This is a genomic window from Nonomuraea sp. NPDC050022 (assembly GCF_044460705.1).
GTDB lineage: Bacteria > Actinomycetota > Actinomycetes > Streptosporangiales > Streptosporangiaceae > Nonomuraea.
Genome location: NZ_JBITKE010000005.1, coordinates 439,802 through 456,442, shown reverse-complemented (window position 1 = coordinate 456,442; position 16,641 = coordinate 439,802). Strand labels below are relative to the sequence as shown.

The following is a 16,641-nucleotide window of genomic DNA, read 5'->3' as shown; positions in this document are numbered from 1 at the left end:
TGCCCGGTGCGGACGGCGGCCAATTCTCCAGAGGTCAGGCCGCAGCCGCAGGCGAGCGCCATCAACGCCAGCGCGTCGCCTCTGGCCTGGCCGGGCAGGCGTTCGGCCCAGCCGCGAAGGCGGCCGAGCTGGGCCGGCGAGTATGGCGGGCTGACCGTCTTGGGGGCTTTCATCGGTGGCGGCGCCTGTTCACCGCGTTCCAGCCAGGCCAGCGTGGCGCGCATGTGCCGCAACCAGCTGCGGTAGGTCTGCGCCGAGCTCGGGGCCAGGTCGGTGCAGCCGGTCAGGACGAACGCGTCGATCGTCTCGTGCCGCAGCCACACTTCCAGGTCATCCGGCAGGCCGGAGCGGTGACACCACACGGCCAGATGGGTGGTCGCGGTGAGCAGCCGCTGCACTCGGTAGGGGAGCGGTCGGCGCTGGCGGCGACCAACATCCGCACGTGCCCGGCAATCTGTTCCCATTCCGGCAGGGCCTGCTGCGGCCGGTAGCCGGTGATCTTCGCCGAGGTTTCCGCGTCGAGGGTCATACCCCGTCCATAGCGACAGGACAACCTGCCGTTACGGAGGGCGACGACATCTACCGAAAGGAGTCGTTTGTCATGGTCGGAGGACGCGGGCGTTCCCGCTCTCCCCGGGAGTTGGCCGACGACCCGGAGAACTGGCCCCACGCGGATCTGTCCGGCCATCCGGCCGCTGCCGTCGTCCAGGCCATCGCCGCAGCTCTGCAAGCAGTGATGGCCGAGCGAAGGCTGAGCTTCCGTCGGCTGGCCGAGATCAGTGGGGTGAACCGGCAGACCGTCAACGACGTGGCCGCCGGGCGTTGCTGGCCGGACGTGGCCACCATCGCCCAACTTGAGGTCGGCCTGGCCGTCCGGTTGTGGCCTGCTTCGCCCGCCAGGACGGGCGGAAGCTGACCCGCGCTGGACTCCTTCTCGCCCTGATGAGGGCATCGTCGATCCTTCCCGCCCCGGCCCTGCCGATCGCAGGGCAGGCGAAATCCAGGCTCGACGCCTCCCCAAAGGCCCCCATTCGAGTTACTCTCGGGAGTGCGCGAGACACTGTCAGTTAGAACCTGGAGGGTGCTCACGCAACCTCGGGTGCCGCCGAGGGCCTAATCTCGGCGGCACCCTGCTCGTCTGGCCCGGCGCCCGCACGACCGTCGTCGTTGAGCGCCTGACCTGCGATGTGTCTGTTGCTCTATGCCTCGTCGTTGGCGACTCCCCCCAGCGCGTGGCCATTGATGCCCGCGGCGATGGAGAACAGGCCCGGCTCATGCTGGGTCAGCCAGCCCAGCGCCGTCAGCCGCTTGAGCCGTGCCCGGGTCGTCTCCACCCGCCCCCGCACGTCGGGCTCGCCCAGCGCTTGAGCCACTTCCTTGGCGCGCATCGTCCGTCCGGAGCTCGCCATGATCACAACGACCTGCTTGTCGAGCCCGGCGACCGGTTTCGGCGTCGGCGCGGCTCCCGCCGACGAGGCGTGCGTCGGGGCATCAGGTGTTCCGTCGGGAAGCGGCTGCTCAGGCTGGGAATGCCCGGCCAGTATCGGCGCGACTATCCTCTGGGCGGTGGCCAGGTCCTTCAACTGCTCTTCCAGGGCCGCCACCTGCTCACGCAACGACTCAAGCTGGCCGCGGACGGACTTCTCGTCCGCAGCCAGCCGCTCCAGCAGCGATGCTTCGCCCAACGTCATGCCCGACCTCCACGTACTGGCGCCGTGCGCAACCCGCAGAAAGTCTGCGACTTCAAAGAGTCACACAGTGCCTGCAGAACGTAACTGTAGATGGCTTTGCAGTTCGCGTGAAGAGACACATCTGCAACAGGCCCCTCACAGCCGAGCGCAGCTCTGCTTCGCGACCACAGACCTGCCGGATGGCTCGACAGCGGTGCCGCGCCCGGCCCAGTAGGATCGCAAACTGCTTGTTGAGGACGAGCGGCCCGCCAGCGAAGCAAAGTGGAAGGTCTGGCGGCCTGTGGGCCGGGAGAGAAGAGACCGTCCATCGTCAGGGAGTAATCGCTGAGCTGTCACTCTCCCGCTGTTCGGCGCATTCAAGACATTGCCTCTTAGATCGGACACGCCATATGCGCCAGCCCTACACCGTGCTCGTTTTTCCTTTTCGGAAAACAGCAGGTATGCCGGAATACGCTCTCTTCCAGAGAGCGGATGATTCCCATTGGCAGAGCGTGGCCGGCGGTGTCGAGGAAGACGAGGATCTGGAGAGCGCGGCCCGTCGCGAGTTCGCCGAGGAGACCGGCCTACCTGCGGCAGTACCGCTGTTCAAGCTCGACATGGTAAGCGGAGTAGAGAAGAGCTGCTTTGCGGCGAGCAGGCTCTGGCCCGAGAACGTCTATATCGTGCCCAAGCACTTCTTCGCCTGTGACGTCACCCGAGAAAAGGCCCAGATGGTGCTCTCCTCGGAGCATCGAGACACGAAGTGGTTGCCGTATCAGGCCGCATACGAGTTGCTGCGTTACGACGACGACAAGACAGCGCTGTGGGAACTCGACCAGCGGATTCACCGTGGGGACCTGTCGGGCGCGCCATAGCAGGCGAAGTACTGCAGTAAGCGTGGCCGGTTGGCCTCAAATCGAACTCGCTTAGTTGAGACGTGATGTGCCACCGCCTCTGCCCGCCCGGCCAGCCCCCATGAACACCCATCCACTCGTCTTTCCCCCGTCGATGAGCATCGGGCGGCGGCAGAGTGACGCGGCAAGTACGGGAAACGATCATTTCCCCTTCGGGAAGCGATCTTCGTGACCCCCATTGCGCTCCTGGCCAGCCCTACTCGTGAACCCCTACTGGCCGATGAGTTCACCGACGTATGCGGCCCCTGTGACACCGCCGACCAGCCACCACGACGGCGCCTTCGCAGGCGACCGGGTCCTCGCAGGCCGGATGGCGAAGGCGGCGGCGATCAGGGCAATGGCGGCCACGGCGGCGCCGATCAGCTGCGCCGGGCTGGCGGTGGAGTCCGCTCCGGTGTCGTTGAAGATCAGCGTGGCGCCCAGCGCCCACAGCAGCACCATGACGCCGACGCCGACAGTGCTCAGCCACCGCCGGTCGGCGATGCGCGGGGCACAGGATTCGACCACCGCGATCGGAGCGGCGAAACTCAAGATCACATGCCCCCCGACATAGTTCAGCAAGCTCGCCGCATCGGCTCCCAGGCCCGGGATGAGAGTGACCAGCGCCTGGGTCGCCCAGCCGGGGTCATCGGCGTCGAACTCATTGTCGAACAGGGTCTGATCGATCAAGCCGGCCTGGATCACCCCGAAGGCCGCGCTCAACAGCAGGATCGTCGGCCAGCCACGACCGGTGCGTCGAGTGATCTCACGGGCCAGCACCGCGACGGTTCCGTAGAGCGGCGCGAGGATGAGCAGGCCCGCCAGCAGCTCCAGCGGCCGATCAGTGCTGTCGCCGTAGCCGATGAGGTACTCCGCGCTGATCGGGGACAGTACCAGCAGGCCGGCCACGCCCGCCCAGCGGTGCCGAAGCCGCGGGAGTGCGCCAGGAGTGGAGAGTGCGGGCATGAGGATCTTTTGCGCGTGGGGGTCCAGAGGTCCGGGTCGTCACCGGTCCGGTCACGCTAGAAATGCCGTCGGTGGTCGGGCTTCCGTCTTTGGTTCAGGAACGCATGACTTCCGTCTAGGCCTGTATCAAAGTGGGTCAAGGCGGTGCTGGCACCTAGGAAGAGCCGACCGATGTCGCGGCGACGCCGTGCGACGCGGTTCAGGTTGAGTGTGTCGAGGGCCTCCTCGACCTTGGGATGGATGTCTTTCATGGTCCTGCCTCATGAGATCGGCGGGGGATGGAGGTGTTCGTTTCACGCGGCTGTCACATCGTGGAGAACGCGTAGATCGTCGTCGTCCGGTAGACGTCGCCCGGCCGCAGGACGGTCGAGGGGAAGTTCTTGTGGTTGGGAGAATCCGGGAAGTGCTGCGACTCCAGGGCGAAGCCGGATCGCTTCGGGTAGAGGTGGCCGCTGGTGCCCCGCAGCGTGCCGTCCAGGAAGTTGCCGGAGTAGAACTGCAGGCCCGGCTGGTCGGTGATGACCTCGAGCACGCGTCCGCTTTCCGGCTCGACGACCTTGGCCGCCAGGTCGAGGCCATGTCCGCGGCTGTCGAGTACGTAGTTGTGGTCGTACCCGCCGCCTCGCACGATCTGCTGGTTCTTGCTGTTGATGCGGTCGCCGATGGCGGTGGGCTCGCGGAAGTCCAGTGGCGTCCCGCCCAGCCGGGCGATCTTTCCGGTGGGGATGAGCGTCTTGTCGACCGGCGTGTAGTGAGAGGCGTTGATCCGCATCTCGTGGCCGAGGATCCTGCCGTTGCCCTCACCGCGCAGGTTGAAATAGGTGTGGTTGGTGAGGTTGACGACCGTGGGCCTGCTGGTGGTGGCGCGGTAGTCCATCCGGATCTGGTTGTCGTCGGTCAGCGTGTAGACGACCTTGGCACGCAGCGTCCCCGGGTAGTGCTCCTCGCCGTTCGGGCTGGTGTAGGTCAGCGCGAGCCCCACGCTGTTGTGCCGTCTGAACGGTTCGGCCTGCCAGACCCGCTTGTCGAAGCCCTTGTTGCCGCCGTGCAGGTGGTTGGGGCCGTCGTTGGTGGCCAGCTGGTACGTCTTGCCGTCCAGGGTGAACCGGCCCTTGGCGATGCGGTTGGCGTACCGGCCGGTGATACAGCCGAAGTACGGACTCTGCTTGACGTAGTCGGACAGTTTGTCGAACCCGAGAGCCACGTCGGCCAACCTGCCCCGACTGTCTGGGACCTCGATCGACTGGAGGATGCCACCGTAGGTGAGGATCTTCACCCGCATCCCGTTGGAGTTCCGCAGCGTGTAGATGTCGATCTTCTTGCCGCCGGACAGGGTCCCGAAGTACTTCTTGGTGATGCTCGGCCCGCCGCCCGCGGCCTGTGCGGGGGGCACGGCCACCAGGCTCAGCGCCAGAGCGACCACGGCCACGAGGACAACCCTGAAGGCAGCGGCGAAGCTGTTTCGGATGAGGGTACTGGTGGGCATGGACGATCTCCTTTCGGATGCGCTGATCTACGTCCGCGTCTGTCGCCTCACTGGAAAGTGAGGAATTTCGCGGCGTTGTCCTTGGTGACCAGCTCGGTGCCGGTGTCGATGAACGGCTCGACGGACTTGCCCTGGACCGCGTTCACGGCTGCCTCCACCCCGAGGGCGGCCATCTTGCCGGGGAACTGGGCGATGGTGGCTGACATGTCGCCCGCCTGGATCGCCTTGGCGGCGTCGGGAAGCCCGTCGTACCCCATCACGAGGACTTTCTTGCCCTTCTGCTTGGCGACCTTCGCCGCGGCGATCGCGGGGTCGTCACAGGCGGAGTAGATCGCGGTCAGGTCGGGGGCACGGGTGAGCAGGTCCTCGGCGACGGTGGCTCCCTTGGCGGAGTCGCACTTCGTCTCCGCTCCGCCGATGATGACCTTGACACCGGTCCCTTCGAGCGCGTCTTTGACGCCCTTGATCCGCGCCTCCAGCGCGGGAACGCCGCGCACCCCCTCCATCAACCCGATCGTGTCGCCCGGCTTGAGCAACGACTTCAGGTACACTCCCGCCGCCTGGCCGCCCTTGACGTTGTCGGTCGCGGCGACCGCCGTCTTCTTGGTGAAGGCCTCGAGGTTGTTGTCGGCAAGGATGACCTTGACGCCCTTGTCGGCGGCGGCGTTCATCGCCGGGATCACCTCGGGTCCCATGGGTGTGATGACGATCGCCTGGAAGCCCTTGGCGACGGCGTCCTCGATCTGCGCGGTCTGGCACGCCACGTCGGAGGGGGACTTGCAGCTGAAGTACGTGACGTCGACTCCGCCGTTCTTGGCCGCGTACGCCTTCGCCGAGTCCTCCATGGCGGTGAAGAACGCCACCGAGAATTTCGTGATGAAGGCGACCTTCACCGCTCCACCAGCCGAGGCTGAAGCGGAGGCGGTGGAAACCGCCGAGGTCGAGGGGCCGGTGCTGCCGCAGCCAGCGGGGGCAAGGGCAAGGGCACTGATGCACACCACGAGGATCTGTCGCGCTCTCATAGCGAACTCCCGTTGGCTTGGTGTAGCGGGATGACGAGGTCAGATGGCCCGGCTGCCGGCGGCGCCGACGATCCAGGCCACGAGCTGTTCGTGGTTGTCCGGTGTGGGCACGGTTTCCCCTACGGCCCGGCCTCGGCGCAGCACCAGTGCCCGGTCCGCCACGGCCATGACGTGGTCCATGCTGTGGGAGATGAGGATCACGGCCACCCCGTCATCCTTGAGCCGGCGTACAAGATCCAGCACTCGTGCCGATTCGCGTAGGCCGAGCGCCGCAGTGGGCTCGTCCAGGATCACGAGCCGGGATGAGAACGCGACGGCTCGTGCCACTGCCACCGCCTGCCGCTGACCGCCGGACATCAGGGCGACCGTCGCCTCCAGATCGGGCAGCGTGACCTGTAACCGGTCGAGTAGCTCCCGCGTCCGATCGGCCATCTTCCGGCGCCGCATCACGCGCAGGCTCCGCGGCAGCCAGCTGGGTCCGGCGAGCTCACGGCCGGCGAAGAAGTTCGCCGCGGGGTCGAGGTTGTCGAACAGTGCGAGGTCCTGGTAGACGGTCTCGACCCCATGCGCCCGCACCGCCATGGCGTTGGCGGCCGTGATGTCGACCCCGTCCAGAGTGATGGAGCCGGAATCCAGCCGATGCACGCCGCTGATCGCCTTGATCAGCGTGGACTTCCCGGCGCCGTTGTCGCCGAGGAGCGCGAGCACCTCGCTCGGAGCGACGTCGAACGTCACGCCGTCCAGCGCGATGACCGCGCCGAACCGCTTGCACGCCGCCCGCACCCGCAGCACCGGTGCCGTGGCGAGAACGTCGTTCATGCGGCACTCACCGCCTGCAGGCTGCGGAAGCGGCGCTCGAGGTGGCCGCGCATGACGTCCAACTCGACGGCGACCACGATCACCACGCCGGTTGCCATGTACTGCCAGTTCGGGTCGATCCCGAGCAGGTTGAGGCCGTTGCGCAGCACCGCGATGATGAGGGCGCCGGTGAGGGCGTTGAGCACCGTGCCCCGCCCTCCGAGGAAGCTCGCACCGCCGATGATGACGGCCGCGATCGCGTCGAGTTCGGCCAGAGCGCCGGCGGTCGGCGATCCGGCATCGCCCTTGCCCATCGTGAGCAGCGCCGCGACCGCGGCGAGGAGGCCGCACACGACGTACACCGAGATCAGCACCGAAGGCACCGGGATCCCGTTCCGGACGGCTGCCTCCGGATTGCCGCCGACGGCGTAGATCCAACGTCCCCAGATCAGGCGGCGGGTGACGAGAGCCAGCAGGAGGGCGACCACGATCACGACGACGGCCGCGGCCGGAAACCAGCCGACCTCGCCGCCCCCGGGAATGGCCGCGATCCGGCCGGCGCCGATCTCGTCCACGATCGGTGGAGCGCCCTGGATGGTCTCACTGTGGGACAAGTAGAGGGCGAGCCCCGCCGCCGCCGCGAGCATCGCCAGCGTCGGGATGAACGGGTGCGGCAGCCTCCCCTTGACGTACAGCAGCCCGTTCGCGAGCCCGATGAACGTGCCGGTGAGCAGCGTTGCCAGCACCGCGAGGGTGGCCGAGCCGTGGTCACGCCAGACCAGGGCGCCGACGACGGCACTGAGGGAGAGGTTGGAGCCTACGGACAGGTCGATCCCCCGCGTCACGACGACGAGGAGTTGTCCCAGGGCCAGGACGCAGATGACGGCCGACTGCTTCAGTACGTTTCCGATGTTCTCCAGGGACAGGAAGACATCGGACAACAAGCTGAGCACGACCACCAGAAGGGCGAGGATCGCCGCCGGCCCGATGCCCAGGACGGCCAAGGCCAGGGTGAGGCGGTGGTATCTAAAGGGGGGCGTTCGAGCGGGCAGGCCCGGCTCGGCCGGGTGCACCTCGTTCACCGGGGCGAACGCCTCGTGGCCGTGTTCAGTCACCTGAACTCTCCTTCTCTGGCCCCGATGGGCACACCATAAGCACAGCGATCCCTATAGTCAATTTTTGATTTCCTATAGGATCGACACGTAATGGGATCGTGACTACGCTTCGCTCAGCGATGAGAGCCTGGAGATCCGTGGAACAGACCGGCCTGACGCACGCGCTGAACGCCACGCAAGCCGCGCAGCGCCTGAGCACGCGGCAGCCCCTCGTGAACGACGTTCACGAGGTGCTCATTGACATGCTCATGAACCATGCCCTGGAGCCCGGGTCGCGGCTCAACATCGACAGCATGGCGCGCACCTTGGGAGTGTCCCCGACGCCGGTCCGCGAGGCGCTGGCTCGCCTGGAGGCCCAAGGCCTGGTCGTCAAGGAGCCCCGACGCAGCTACACGGTGGCGCCGCTGATCGGACTGAACGATCTCCGGGCTCTGATCGACTTCCGGCTGCTGGTCGAGCCCGCCGCGGCTGCCGCCGCTGCCCGGCACACCTCGACCGACGAGGCCACGGCGCTCAAGGCGTTCGCGCGCAGTGGCGGCTCGGGTGGCCAGGACAGCACCGCCATTCGGCTCGACATGATCTACGACGCCACCTTTCACGACACCATCGCCAAGCTGAGCGGCAACCCGTGGCTACGCGATTCGCTGGTCCATCTGCGCAGCCACCTGCACATGTACCGGCTCTACCACCACGCCCAGCAGGCCGCGGCGACCAAGCCCGAGCACGTCGCCATCGCCAAGGCCATCGCGCAAAGGGATCCGGATGCCGCCGCGGAAGCGATGCGAGCACACTTGACCACGGCGATGAAACGGATCGACGACGTCTTCGCCTCTGGAACACTGGAGCTTCCCCCTCAGGGTTAGCCCCGCTGTCGGTGCTCATGAGCTACGGAAGCCGTCGACATTCGCTGGGCCTTCGGCTGCGGATTCCCCGTGATCATCGCCCTGGGTTCGCGACCGTCGGCACCTTCGTCGAGCTTCATCCGGTAGCTCGTGCGCACGTCTACTGCGCCGGTGACTGCAGTCGCCTCGTCCGGTAGGCATCTTCTCACTCCGGCAGCCTCGCCATCACCGTCACCGGCTGAGGACGCTGGTGCCGACCATGCCCCTGAGCCGGTTACCGCATGGCACGATCACGCCCTGTCATAGGTCGCCGTCATAAACGGCCACCGTCAGCGTTCCAGGGCGCCGCAGGTACTCGGGGATGGACGTCTCCAGCCGGACCCTGACCGTTGTCGTCTTCTCACTGCGCGTTCGTTTGCCCATGTCGAGGTACCCGGCCCCCGGCGGGAAGGAGCAGTGGGTGGGGCCCTTGACCAGGCGCCCGTTCACCCACAGCCTTTGGCTGAGCCGCTCGGCGAGGCCGTCCCCGCAGTAGGTGACGATGGCCAGGCCGCGGCCCCTGTTCCGCACGGTGAGCGTCACCTCGCGGGTGCCGGGCCAGGTGGCGCTGCCCTTGGCGACCAGGCCGAGGTCCTTCCCGATATTGGCGGGCGGGCGCCTCCTGCCGCGGCGGGACGTAGCGACCGATGCCGCCGACGTGTCCAGCTGGCCATGCGTTAACCAGACCGGTGAGGAAGTCATTCGAGGTGCCGGGCGAGCGAGTGCGCGTGGCTGAGCCGCTCGATTCGGCGGCGCGAGGAGGGGATGTCGAGCAAGGCCACGGCATGCATGCGAGTCACGCATTTTTACGCGGCTCGCATCTTTGCGCGAGTCGCAAATTTTGGTAGGTTGTGCGCATGGGGCTGAGAGAGCGCAAGAAGGAAGAAACCCGGATCGCGCTGAGCTGGGCGGCGATCAAGCTGGCCGTCGAGCGTGGCTTCGACAACGTCAAGGTGGAGGACATCGCCGCCGAGGCGGGTGTCTCGCACCGTACGTTCAACAACTACTTCTCCAGCAAGGGCGAGGCGATCACGGCCAGGCACTTCGACCGAGCGGTCCAGATCGCTGAGGAGCTGCGGTCGAGGCCGGACGGCGAACCCCTGTGGGAGGCCATCACCAACGCCGTGTTCGCCCGGTTCGCACTTGGCATGCAAGAGGACGAGCGCCCGGCCGACGAGCGCTGGATCGCCGGGGTCAAGCTGATGACCCAGCATCCGGAGCACCGGGGCGAGTTCCTCAAGGCCCACATGGCCGCGGTGGATGCGCTGGCCGCGGCGGTCGCCGAGCGCACCGGCACCGATATCGATCGTGATCTGTATCCGCATCTGGTCGCCGGCGCGGTCGGCGCCGCCATACTCGCGGCCATCCATCTGTGGCTCCACGGCGATGCGCCGGCGCCGTTCGAGGAGCTGTTGCGCGACGCCTTCGGCCAGGTCGCCGCCGGCCTGCCCACGCCCTGATTTCCCAGACCTTCCCCATTTTCCTATCGAGGATCAGCCGGCCTGTCGCCGGTCGATCCGTCATGCCCGAAGGAGCGCCATGGTCACCGATGTCGTCATCGCCGGAGCCGGGCCCAACGGCCTGATGCTGGCCTGCGAGCTCAGCCTGGCCGGAGTCCGCCCCCTGGTCCTGGAGCGCCTGCCGGAGCGCACCCAGGAGAACCGCGCCAATGGCCTGGTCGGCCAGGTGGTACGGATGCTCGACCGGCGAGGCCTGTACGAGCGACTCACCGGAAACCAGGACCCACCCCGGCCCGCTCCCGGATTCGTCTTCGGCGCGCTGCCCCTCGACCTGAGTGTGCTGGACGACAACCCCCTCTACCTCCTCCAGGTCCCGCAGCTCAGGATCGAGCAGATGCTGGAGGAACGGGCCGTCGAGCTCCATGTTGAGATCCGGCGCGGCCACGAGCTCACCGGATTCACCCAGGACGCGGATGGTGTGACCCTCCAGGTCAGCGGGCCGGCCGGGCCGTACACGATCGAAACGCGCTACCTGATCGGTGCCGACGGCGGGCACAGCATCGCGCGCAAGCTGGCCGGGATCGCCTTTCCCGGTGTGACGACCGACGAGACGATCGCGCGCACCGCGCACGCCGCCGTGCCGGCCGAGCTCGTCGATCCGGTCACCGGTGGGCTCGACATTCCCGGGTACGGACCCATCCCGCCGTTGCTGCACCACCGGACCGAGCACGGGTTGTTCGTGTACGCGCCCCTGCTGGGCGCCCCCGCGCCGCTGATCTCCACCACGGAGTGGAACGGACAGGACGCCGAGGGGCCGCTCACGCTCGCGGAACTGCGGGCCAGTGCCCGCCGCGTGCTCGGTGTCGACATCGCTTTCGGCCCGCCCGACGGCCAAGGGCCGCACTTGATGCGCAAGCTGAACGGCGGCAACACCCGCCTGGCCGAGCGTTTCCGACACGGCCGGGTGCTGCTGGTCGGCGACGCCGCCCACGTGCACTCGGCGATCGGCGGGCCCGGGCTCAACCTCGGCCTGCAAGACGCGGTCAACCTCGGCTGGAAACTCGCGGCCGACGTGCGCGGCGCAGCCCCCACCGGCCTCCTCGACACCTACGAGTCCGAGCGACGCCCGGTCGCCGAGCGGGTGGTCATGTCCTCGCGCGCCCAGTCCGCGCTGATCGCCCCGGGCAGCGCGGTCAGCGGCCTGCGCGCGCTGTTCACCGAATTCCTCGGCGACCCGCGCAATGTCCGCCGTATCGCCGACCTGATGTCGGGCGCCGAGATCCGCTACGACGTGGGCGTTAACCATCCACTGGCCGGTCGGTGGGCTCCCGACCTGGACCTCAAAGACGGTGTCCGGCTCGCTGAGCTGACCAGGGACGCCCGCCCGCACCTGATCGACTTCACCGGCGGCGACTGGGGGTACCCCGCGACCGCAGCACTGCCCGGCTCCGCTGTACCGTGTTCGGCGCTGCTGCTGCGGCCCGACGGATATGTGGCATGGGCCTCCGACGTCCCGCAGCCGGACGAGGAGTCCCGCGCATCGCTCCGGACGGCGATCCAACGATGGCTGGGATGACCGGATGGGCGCACCTCGTCCTAGGTGAGCACCTGAGCTGGGCTTTTGCGATCGTGAGTTTTTCCTGTTGCTGGGCATGCCGACCCCGACTCCGGGCTGGGTGCTGCGACAAGGTGACCTGAGGCCATGCATCGTCAATGGTGGAACAGTCGAAGGCCGGTACGGGCGAGCGCGATCTGGTGCTCCCGGCAGGCGTCCTGTACCTCCGCGGACCGAATCGAACCACCCGGCTCGGCGATATAGCGGACGCCGTGGCGGTAGGCATGGTCGACGTTGTCGCGGAAGGGCAGGGCGCCGTCGGAGACGAACGCCACCTCGTCCAGGGCCGCGAGCCACGATGTGCGCTGCTCGTTCGTCAGCTCAGGCATCGGCGAGGAGAGCGCCCCCGACAGGCGCAGCTTCTCCTCCGCGGTCAGGTCGCCCTCGATGAAGCGGATCTGCCAGTTGATCCGATCCTGAAGCCGGACGTCCGGCCGGAACGCGAGCGCGTGCACTATCGGATGGCGCCGCAGCCACCAGGTATCGACCTTCGCGCCGGCCAAGCGGGTGCAATCCACACGCGATTGCTGACCGGCACCGATACCCAACGTGGCGCCACCACGCAGATAACACACGGAGTTGGACTGGGTGTAGCGCAGAACGATCAAGCCCAACAGCAGGTCCTCGGCCGCGGTGGCCGGTAGCGTCCCGCACACGACGTCGTCCAGAAGCGCGGCCGAGAGCACAACCTCATCGCGCTCCTGGGTCAGCCGCAACCCGAACACCTCCCGCGCCTCCCGCCGCGGCGGGACGTAGGCCGGGTCCGCTTCCATGACCAGGAACCGGCCACCCTTCTTCTGGCTGAGCGCCGCCACGGTGCCCGGAGCGTACCCGGGGGCGATGACGCCGTCGCAGACCAGCCGGGTCAGCAACTCGGCGAGTTCGGCATCGACAGGCTGCGAGACCGCGACGAAGTCGCCGTAGGAGGATTTGGGATCAGCGTCGCGGGCTCGCAGGTAGGCGCTCGTGAGCGCTCCGACAGCGGCGCGGTCGACGCCATTGAGTTCGGCGGTGACCTCGTCCACGGGCCCGGCGACTGCCGCTCCGGCGGGCGATACGTGTTTGAAGGACGCCGCTGCCGGTCTGTCCAGCGCGTTACTCGCCTCGCTCACCAGTTGCCAGCTGTTCAGCGCGTCGAGCATGTTGATGTAGGACGGGCTGCCATGCAGCACCCTGATCGGCCAACGGCCAGGATCCACCGGTGCGGCGATAGCCGATCGCTGCTGCGGATTCATTCCGTAGCGCAGGTCCACGTCACGACCTCCTGTGTCAGTTGAACATCACTGACGCAGGCGCCCAGGCGGTCGACGCTCACGCGAGAATGCGGACGCTCCCCGGTGGTTGTCCACCCTCGCCAGTCGCGGCCAGACACGATCTTAACCACACCCGTTCGGACGAATTTGCGCCACCAGAGCAAACACGGCCGCGCCACAGTCGGCCATCCGATTCGATTCAGATTGTTTGCCAATCGCGTGGCAGAGCGCCCGCAGGACGGGAGCAGGCCGTCAGATGGCGTGGTAGCCGCCGTCGACGGGGACGGTCAGCCCGGTGATCCAACGGGCCTCGTCCGAGAGCAGGAAGGCGACGACCGCAGCCACATCCTCGGGCGTCGGGAGCCCGGGGATGGGCGTCTGCGTGGTCAGCGACCGCTCCATGGCCTCCGGGTCGGGCGCCTGCGCGATGTGCGCCTCGACCAGCGGGGTGCGCACAGCCGTGGGCGCGATCGCGTTGACCCGGATGCCCCGGTCGGCGTACTCGATCGCGGCGGAGCGCGTGAGTCCGACCAGCCCGGCCTTGCTGAAGCTGTACGGCGCCATGTTGCGCTTGCCGGACAGACCCGAGCTCGACGAGGTGTTCACGACCGCACCGCCTCGGGAGGCGACCATGGCTTCCAACGCCGAGCGCAGCACGTAGAAGGCACCATCAGCGTTGATGCCCATGACCCGTGCCCAGGTCTCGTCGGTTGTGAGGTGCACCGGTGTCTGCTCGCCGACCACCCCGGCGTTGTTGAACAGCAGGTCCACGCCACCGTGTGCGGCCACCACCGCGGCGAAGGCCTCGCGCACCTGGGCGGCGCTGCTCACGTCGACGACGTACGGCACGCCGCGAGGGAGTGTCGCGGCCACCTCCTCCAGGCCGGCCGCGTCGACGTCCAGCAGCGCGACGTGGGCCCCCTCCTCCGCAAGCCGCTCGGCCACCGCCAGCCCCAGTCCCGATGCGGCGCCGGTGACCACGGCCACCCGGTCGTCGAACCTCGCTCTCCAGTGCGTCATCGTGCGGCGCCGCGCACGCCCGCCGCCGGCACCCGCGGCACGACCTGTCCGGGGCCGGCCGCCGGCCGCGGCACTCGGGTGAGTTCCGACGGCCTTCCGATCTCGATGTACTGCAGAGCACGCATGAGCGTTCCTCCCACCGCTGGCCCGGCGCCCGACTCCGTTCCGCTCACGCACTGCTCTCTTCCTGGTCCGAACCTCAGAAACAAACTGAACTCAAGTTAGTTAGCGACGAGTGGCGCGTCAACGGGCGCCTCACCCTCGCGCTCTCCGCGGAGATCGATCCTCGAAGTAGGTCTCGCGCCGCAGGTCAGCTGTACTCGTGAACCCCCGAGGGACGGGAAGTCACGCTCATTCAGACGTTGTCGCCGGGCAAATGCCACGGCAGCGCGACCGGCTGAGGTGGAAGATCCCCCGGCAGCAGGAGCTCCATCAGCGTGGCCAGGCCCGCTGGAACGACAAGCTCGGCCGCCGACCTCAGCTGCGAAACCGTCCACCACTCGAAACGGTCAGTCACCCGCCGTTCTTCATCGTCCATGCCGGAGGTATCCACCTCCAGCTCGCCGACGCGAAGAAAGAAGTAGGAATCCACTGAGCTGAACGTCTCACCGCCCAGTGACCATGTTCCCGAACTGGTGGCGACGACCGGTCCAAGAGTCGAGGGGGCGATGGCATAGCCCAGTTCCTCTCGAAGCTCGCGAGCGGCGGTTTGGTGCAGGTTTTCACCAGGATCAACGGCGCCCCCCGGCGTGAACCAGGCGTAGAAAGGCTCCTCAACCTGAAGCAGCAGCCCGCGGTAGACCAGGAGCCGATCGACGGCATCTACCAGCAGCACGCGAGCGGTTGACCGGAAGATCGTTTCGCTCATGAACGAGATCATAAGGCGGTCCCTGCAACCATGGGCGCTGGGAAGCGATCTTCTCTCGGCGCACCTCTACGTCGTCAACCAGTGCACGGGGGACACTTGGCGCAGGTGGACGAGCACGTCGAACGCATCGGGCAGGGAGGCGACGGCGAGGTGTTCGGCCGCGTCCCTGGAGGGGTGGTAAACGCCGCTGATGACGCGTGCTTTCATCGGCCCGTCCCATCCGTCGTCACGCAGGTCGAGCCAGTGGGCGGGCTCGTCCGTGGCGCCGAGGCGGGCGTCGAGCCAGTCGGAGGCCGGTTCCGGGATGGTGACGGCACCGAGGTCGCCGTGGTGGAAGCCGATCGCCGCAGAGACGTAGCGCGGGCCGTAGTGGTCGCGCAGCACACTGCCGACCGTGGGCTGGGGGCCGCGTTGAGGCGCCAGGCCCAGGGTCGCCGGAGCCGCCGAGGTGTGCGCGATGCCGTCCCAGTAGGCCACGCGGCGGCCGGTCCGGTGCTGGTGGTCGACGATCGTATCGGCCCAGGTCTGGGCGTCGCCGGCATAGTTGTCGCGTCCGGCGACGCTGCGCTGGTGGAAGTCCACGATGAGGAGCATCCGCTCCAGGGCGGAGTCGCCGGGCGACTGCTCGACGATCGCGAGTGCGTCGCGGGCGTGTTCGGCGAAGGGGCGGCCCGGGTGCAGGCCCCTGGCCCGCTGCACGTGCTCGTCGATCTCATGCGCGGTACGGATCGGCTCCAGGTGTACGGCCAGTTCGGCCAGCCGGTGCGGGGCGGCACGGCGAACGTGCTCCATGATGACGTCGTAGTCGGCGGGCTGTGCCTGGGCGGGCTTGACGCCGAAGATCCGAACCGGGTCGTCCGGGTGGTCCTGGTTGAAGGCGCGGATCCACTCCAGCGCCGCGGCCATTTCGGCGGTGCGCCAGGGCCGCCAGGCACTGGCCAGGGCGGACCGCGCCGTGCCCGTGCCCCCGGTGACGTACGCGTCGAGGGTCGCCCCGACGGAGACGTGGTCTTGTACGGCCAGCGCACGGAAGCCGTGCCTGCGGACGAGGCGGCGGAAGAGCTGGTCACGCACCTCGAAGGTCTCGTGAGCGAATCTGGTGGACTCGCCGAGTCCGGCGACGGTCGTGCCGGTGGCGATCGCGTCGGCCAGGTCGTCGAGCGCGGTCTCGGTCGTCAAGGCGGTCATGCCGGAACTCCTTCACGGATCGGTTCGAGCGCCCGCGACCAGGCGACGACGTCGTTCAGCAAGGCAGTGAGGGCGGAGTGCTGGTGCGGGCCAGGAGTGAAGTCGCCCGGCTCGGTGGGGGCGGAGAAGGTGAAGTCGTGGTGCAGGGACAGCGCCACCTGGCTGCGTACGGTGGCGACCTTCAGCTCGGCCAGGATCAACCGGAGGTGCTCGACCGCGCGGGTCGCGCCATGCAGGCCGTAGCCGACGAAGCCGGCCGCCTTGTCGTTCCACTCGGCGACGGCGCGGCCACGGCGGCCGGGGCGCGTGCTGCCGACAATGATGCCGATCTTGGTCATTGACGTCTCCTCAACAATAGGCGTTGCACCGATCGGTGTAGACGTTACGCCGATCGGCGTAGTCAATG

Annotated in this window: 19 protein-coding genes and 1 riboswitch; of the genes, 5 read left to right on the top strand and 14 right to left on the bottom strand. The window is 67.8% G+C overall.

The features are described from left to right. Positions 1–283: 283 nt before the first annotated feature. Complete coding sequence (locus ACIBO2_RS23680; RefSeq protein WP_397299177.1) at positions 284–529, bottom strand: hypothetical protein; 246 nt, start codon at positions 527–529, stop codon at positions 284–286. A gap of 72 nt (positions 530–601) precedes the next feature. Here ACIBO2_RS23680 and ACIBO2_RS23675 point away from each other — a divergent pair, with 72 nt between their 5' ends. Continuing rightward, entirely contained in the window at positions 602–916 is a 315-nt protein-coding gene (locus tag ACIBO2_RS23675; RefSeq protein ID WP_358542029.1) for a helix-turn-helix transcriptional regulator, read from the top strand. 283 nt (positions 917–1,199) lie between these two features. On the opposite strand, the gene ACIBO2_RS23670 is transcribed toward ACIBO2_RS23675, so the two are convergent. Continuing rightward, positions 1,200–1,691, bottom strand: coding sequence for a hypothetical protein (locus tag ACIBO2_RS23670; RefSeq protein ID WP_358542026.1), 492 nt, complete (start codon positions 1,689–1,691; stop codon positions 1,200–1,202). A gap of 389 nt (positions 1,692–2,080) precedes the next feature. Here ACIBO2_RS23670 and ACIBO2_RS23665 point away from each other — a divergent pair, with 389 nt between their 5' ends. Then, the gene (locus tag ACIBO2_RS23665) at positions 2,081–2,545 is read left to right on the top strand and encodes an NUDIX pyrophosphatase (RefSeq protein ID WP_397299174.1); all 465 of its coding nucleotides are present in this window, start codon (positions 2,081–2,083) and stop codon (positions 2,543–2,545) included. Positions 2,546–2,794: 249 nt separating this feature from the next. On the opposite strand, the gene ACIBO2_RS23660 is transcribed toward ACIBO2_RS23665, so the two are convergent. The 5 genes from ACIBO2_RS23660 to ACIBO2_RS23640 all read right to left on the bottom strand — a co-directional run bounded on the left by ACIBO2_RS23660 (position 2,795) and on the right by ACIBO2_RS23640 (position 7,950). Then, complete coding sequence (locus tag ACIBO2_RS23660; RefSeq protein WP_358542020.1) at positions 2,795–3,472, bottom strand: hypothetical protein; 678 nt, start codon at positions 3,470–3,472, stop codon at positions 2,795–2,797. Positions 3,473–3,833: 361 nt separating this feature from the next. Then, complete coding sequence (locus ACIBO2_RS23655) at positions 3,834–5,015, bottom strand: aldose epimerase family protein (protein WP_397299171.1); 1,182 nt, start codon at positions 5,013–5,015, stop codon at positions 3,834–3,836. A 47-nt stretch (positions 5,016–5,062) separates the two neighbouring features. Beyond that, positions 5,063–5,908 carry a sugar ABC transporter substrate-binding protein gene (locus ACIBO2_RS23650; protein WP_358542015.1) on the bottom strand — a complete coding sequence of 282 codons (846 nt, stop codon included), beginning with the start codon at positions 5,906–5,908 and terminating at the stop codon, positions 5,063–5,065. Between the two features lie 168 nt (positions 5,909–6,076). Continuing rightward, positions 6,077–6,856 (bottom strand): ATP-binding cassette domain-containing protein, encoded by a 780-nt coding sequence (locus ACIBO2_RS23645; protein WP_358542012.1) that lies wholly within the window; start codon positions 6,854–6,856, stop codon positions 6,077–6,079. After that, entirely contained in the window at positions 6,853–7,950 is a 1,098-nt protein-coding gene (locus tag ACIBO2_RS23640; RefSeq protein WP_358542009.1) for an ABC transporter permease, read from the bottom strand. Before ACIBO2_RS23640 ends, ACIBO2_RS23645 begins: the two co-directional genes overlap by 4 nt. A 137-nt stretch (positions 7,951–8,087) precedes the next feature. Here ACIBO2_RS23640 and ACIBO2_RS23635 point away from each other — a divergent pair, with 137 nt between their 5' ends. Continuing rightward, positions 8,088–8,813: a GntR family transcriptional regulator gene (locus ACIBO2_RS23635; RefSeq protein ID WP_397299166.1), complete on the top strand. Its 726-nt coding sequence runs from the start codon at positions 8,088–8,090 to the stop codon at positions 8,811–8,813. 279 nt (positions 8,814–9,092) lie between these two features. Here the strand turns inward: ACIBO2_RS23635 and ACIBO2_RS23630 are convergent, their stop codons facing one another. Continuing rightward, positions 9,093–9,533, bottom strand: coding sequence for a hypothetical protein (locus ACIBO2_RS23630; protein WP_397299163.1), 441 nt, complete (start codon positions 9,531–9,533; stop codon positions 9,093–9,095). Between the two features lie 155 nt (positions 9,534–9,688). Between ACIBO2_RS23630 and ACIBO2_RS23625 the strand changes: the two genes are divergently transcribed. Both ACIBO2_RS23625 and ACIBO2_RS23620 read left to right on the top strand, forming a co-directional pair. Next, positions 9,689–10,291, top strand: coding sequence for a TetR family transcriptional regulator (locus ACIBO2_RS23625; protein ID WP_397299161.1), 603 nt, complete (start codon positions 9,689–9,691; stop codon positions 10,289–10,291). 79 nt (positions 10,292–10,370) lie between these two features. After that, the gene (locus ACIBO2_RS23620) at positions 10,371–11,867 is read left to right on the top strand and encodes an FAD-dependent monooxygenase (protein ID WP_397299158.1); all 1,497 of its coding nucleotides are present in this window, start codon (positions 10,371–10,373) and stop codon (positions 11,865–11,867) included. 134 nt (positions 11,868–12,001) lie between these two features. On the opposite strand, the gene ACIBO2_RS23615 is transcribed toward ACIBO2_RS23620, so the two are convergent. The 6 genes from ACIBO2_RS23615 to ACIBO2_RS23590 form a co-directional block, all read right to left on the bottom strand. Beyond that, a complete protein-coding gene (locus tag ACIBO2_RS23615) occupies positions 12,002–13,159 on the bottom strand; it encodes a phosphoribosylaminoimidazolecarboxamide formyltransferase (RefSeq protein WP_397299156.1) in 1,158 nt (385 codons plus the stop codon). Between the two features lie 34 nt (positions 13,160–13,193). Beyond that, positions 13,194–13,278: riboswitch (ZMP/ZTP riboswitch) on the bottom strand. A 133-nt stretch (positions 13,279–13,411) separates the two neighbouring features. Then, a complete protein-coding gene (locus ACIBO2_RS23610; RefSeq protein ID WP_358541994.1) occupies positions 13,412–14,179 on the bottom strand; it encodes an SDR family NAD(P)-dependent oxidoreductase in 768 nt (255 codons plus the stop codon). Further along, a complete protein-coding gene (locus ACIBO2_RS23605; protein ID WP_397299152.1) occupies positions 14,176–14,304 on the bottom strand; it encodes a hypothetical protein in 129 nt (42 codons plus the stop codon). The genes ACIBO2_RS23610 and ACIBO2_RS23605 overlap by 4 nt, the downstream gene beginning before the upstream one ends. Positions 14,305–14,534: 230 nt before the next feature. Next, entirely contained in the window at positions 14,535–15,047 is a 513-nt protein-coding gene (locus tag ACIBO2_RS23600) for an NUDIX hydrolase (RefSeq protein ID WP_397299149.1), read from the bottom strand. Between the two features lie 66 nt (positions 15,048–15,113). Beyond that, entirely contained in the window at positions 15,114–16,235 is a 1,122-nt protein-coding gene (locus ACIBO2_RS23595; protein ID WP_358541988.1) for an erythromycin esterase family protein, read from the bottom strand. Continuing rightward, positions 16,232–16,573 (bottom strand): NADPH-dependent FMN reductase, encoded by a 342-nt coding sequence (locus ACIBO2_RS23590; RefSeq protein ID WP_397299146.1) that lies wholly within the window; start codon positions 16,571–16,573, stop codon positions 16,232–16,234. The genes ACIBO2_RS23595 and ACIBO2_RS23590 overlap by 4 nt, the downstream gene beginning before the upstream one ends. Positions 16,574–16,641 lie beyond the last annotated feature (68 nt).